The following is a 2,500-nucleotide window of genomic DNA, read 5'->3' on the forward strand; positions in this document are numbered from 1 at the left end:
GCCCGTCCCGTCCTCCAGGTGGAACTCCGTCTCCCGCCAGTCGTCCGGGAGCATGTGGTCCAGGACGTCGTCCACCGTCACCGCGCCCAGCAGCGAGCCCGCCTCGTCGACCACGGGCGCCGCCACCATGTCGTACGTGGCGAAGAACCCGGCGATGACGGGCAGCGTGGCCTCCGGGTCCAGCGGCTGCAGGTCGTCGTCGAGGACCGAGCTGACCAGGGTGTACGGCGGCTCGCGCAGCAGGCGCTGGAAGTGCACCGTGCCCAGGTACTTGCCGGTCGGGGTCTCGTCGGGCGGGCGGCACACGTAGACCTGCGCGGCCAGCGCGGGGGACAGGTCGCGGTTGCGCACCCGGGCCAGGGCGTCGGCGACGGTCGCGTCCGGGCGCAGCACGATCGGCTCGGTCGTCATCAGACCGCCCGCCGTGTGCTCCTCGTACGACATCAGGCGGCGCATGTCGGCCGCGTCGGCCGGCTGCATCAGGCCCAGCAGCCGCTCCTGCTCCTCCTCGGGCAGTTCGGCGAGCAGGTCGGCCGCGTCGTCGGGGTCCATCGCCTCCAGCACGTCGGCCGCGCGCTCGCTCTTCAGCTTGCCGAGGATCTCGATCTGGTCGTCCTCCGGGAGCTCCTCCAGGACGTCGGCGAGCCGGTCGTCGTCGAGGGCGGCGGCCACCTCGGCGCGCCGCTTGGAGGAGAGGTGGTGCAGCACGTTGGCGAGGTCGGCGGGGCGCAGTTGCTCGAAGGTGGCGAGCAGGTTCTCCGCGCCCTGTCCGTGCTCCTCCAGCGAGAAGCCGGTCACCGCGGACCACTCCACCGTCAGCGCCTCGCCGCGGTTGCGCCGGAAGGCGCCGCCCTTGCGGCCCTTGCGCACGAAGACGCGGTCGATCTCCCAGTCCCGGCGGGCCGGCAGCTGCTGCACCGACAGGTCCAGGACCGTGACCTCCTCGCCCGTCTCCACCAGCGTCACCCGCCGGTCGAGGAGTTCGCCGAAGACCAGCCGTTCGGTGGGGCGCTGCTCGAAGCGCCGGACGTTGAGCACGCCGGTGCTGATGACCTGGCCGGACTCGATGCTCGTGACCCGGGTCATGGGCAGGAAGATGCGGCGCCGGGTGGACAGTTCGACGACCAGTCCGAGCAGGCGGGGCGGCCGTCGCCCGACGCGCAGCATGACGACCAGATCTCTGACCCGCCCCACCTGGTCGCCCGCCGGATCGAAGACGGCGACTCCGGCGAGGTGCGAGACGAAGATCCGGGGGGCGCCCGCTGCCATGGCTGCGCCTCCTTTGCGTGGCTGTGTTCTGCGCGGTACGGGGTGCGTGTTGGACGAGGTGGGTTTCTTTTCCCAATTGCCCGCTCAGGTGGGCTTCAGGCTAGCCCGTCCCGTTCGGATACGTCCTGGTGAGGGGTCCGGACGATCCGGCTCCGCCCACCCTACGGGGCACCGGTACGCTGCCGTACGCCGCCGAAGGACACCTGTCAGAAAGGCACCCTGACCTGTGACTGCGATTCCCCAGGGCCGTTCCCGCCGGGCCGCGCTGACCAGCGCGCTGTGCGCAGTGGTGGTCGCCGGGGCGGGGCTGACGGGATGCTCGGGGGACGATCCGGACGCGGGCACCAACGGGGTGGGGAAACTCCCGCCCGACAAGATCCAGAGCCGGACCCGGACGGCCGCCGCCTCCGCGGACGCGGTGCACCTGTCGGGGAACGTGGTCAGCAACGGGCGTACGTACCGGCTCGACATGCGGCTGAAGGCCGACGGCGGGACCGGGTCGGTCACCTCCCAGGGCGTGACCTTCGGACTGCTGCGGGTGGGCAAGCAGCTGTACCTGAAGGCGAACGCCGAGTTCTGGAACCACGCCGACGGCGACGGAAAGGACACGGGGGCCGCGGGCAAGCTGGACGGCAAGTACGTCAAGGTGCCGCAGGGCGACCCCGCGTACAAGCGGTTCAGCGGCTTCACCGACAAGAACGTCCTCCTCGAGGGGCTGCTGACCCTGCACGGCACGCTGGCCACCGACGGCCACCACGAGCAGTCCGGCCTGCGCACCATCCGCGTCACCGGCGACAAGGGCTCCGGCGGCACGCTGGACGTCTGCCTCGAGGGCACCCCCTACCCCCTGCGCCTGGTCCGCGCCGGGGGCGCGGGCACGCTGACCTTCTCCGACTGGAACAAGAACTTCCCCCTCGCGGAACCCGAGAAGACCGACACGGTCGACTACGGCAGACAACTCCCGACGTCCTAGCCGGGGCCGCCGGCCGGTGCCGGGCGTGTTGCCGAGCGGGTGGTGGACCCGCCGACCGGCCGTTACGCGCGCTTGCGCCTCTTCGTCAGCAGGCGGGGCAGGGCTGGGGGGACGGGGTGGCGGGTGGTGGCTGGGGTGGGGAGCGGGGGGTGGGCGAGGGAGGTGTCGGGGAGGGGGGTGAGGGGGCCGGTGGGCTCCAGGCGGAGGACTCGGCACTCGCGGGCCCAGCGGTCCGTCATGGCCTCGCCGTCGGGCGCG

The 2,500-nt window shown here is 72.2% G+C and carries 2 protein-coding genes and 1 pseudogene; 1 reads left to right on the forward strand and 2 read right to left on the reverse strand.

Annotated features, from left to right (window positions below):
• A partial coding sequence (locus IE249_RS14630; RefSeq protein WP_189705258.1) for a magnesium transporter MgtE N-terminal domain-containing protein occupies positions 1-1,269 on the reverse strand: 1,269 nt, incomplete at its 3' end.
• A 226-nt stretch (positions 1,270-1,495) separates the two neighbouring features.
• Between IE249_RS14630 and IE249_RS14635 the strand changes: the two genes are divergently transcribed.
• Entirely contained in the window at positions 1,496-2,242 is a 747-nt protein-coding gene (locus IE249_RS14635) for a hypothetical protein (RefSeq protein WP_189705259.1), read from the forward strand.
• Positions 2,243-2,304: 62 nt separating this feature from the next.
• On the opposite strand, the pseudogene IE249_RS37255 reads toward IE249_RS14635, so the two are convergent.
• Positions 2,305-2,500 (reverse strand): annotated as a pseudogene (locus IE249_RS37255) (hypothetical protein); the annotation flags it as partial.

It is taken from the genome of Streptomyces anandii JCM 4720, assembly GCF_014650655.1.
GTDB classification, from domain to species: Bacteria; Actinomycetota; Actinomycetes; order Streptomycetales; family Streptomycetaceae; genus Streptomyces; species Streptomyces anandii.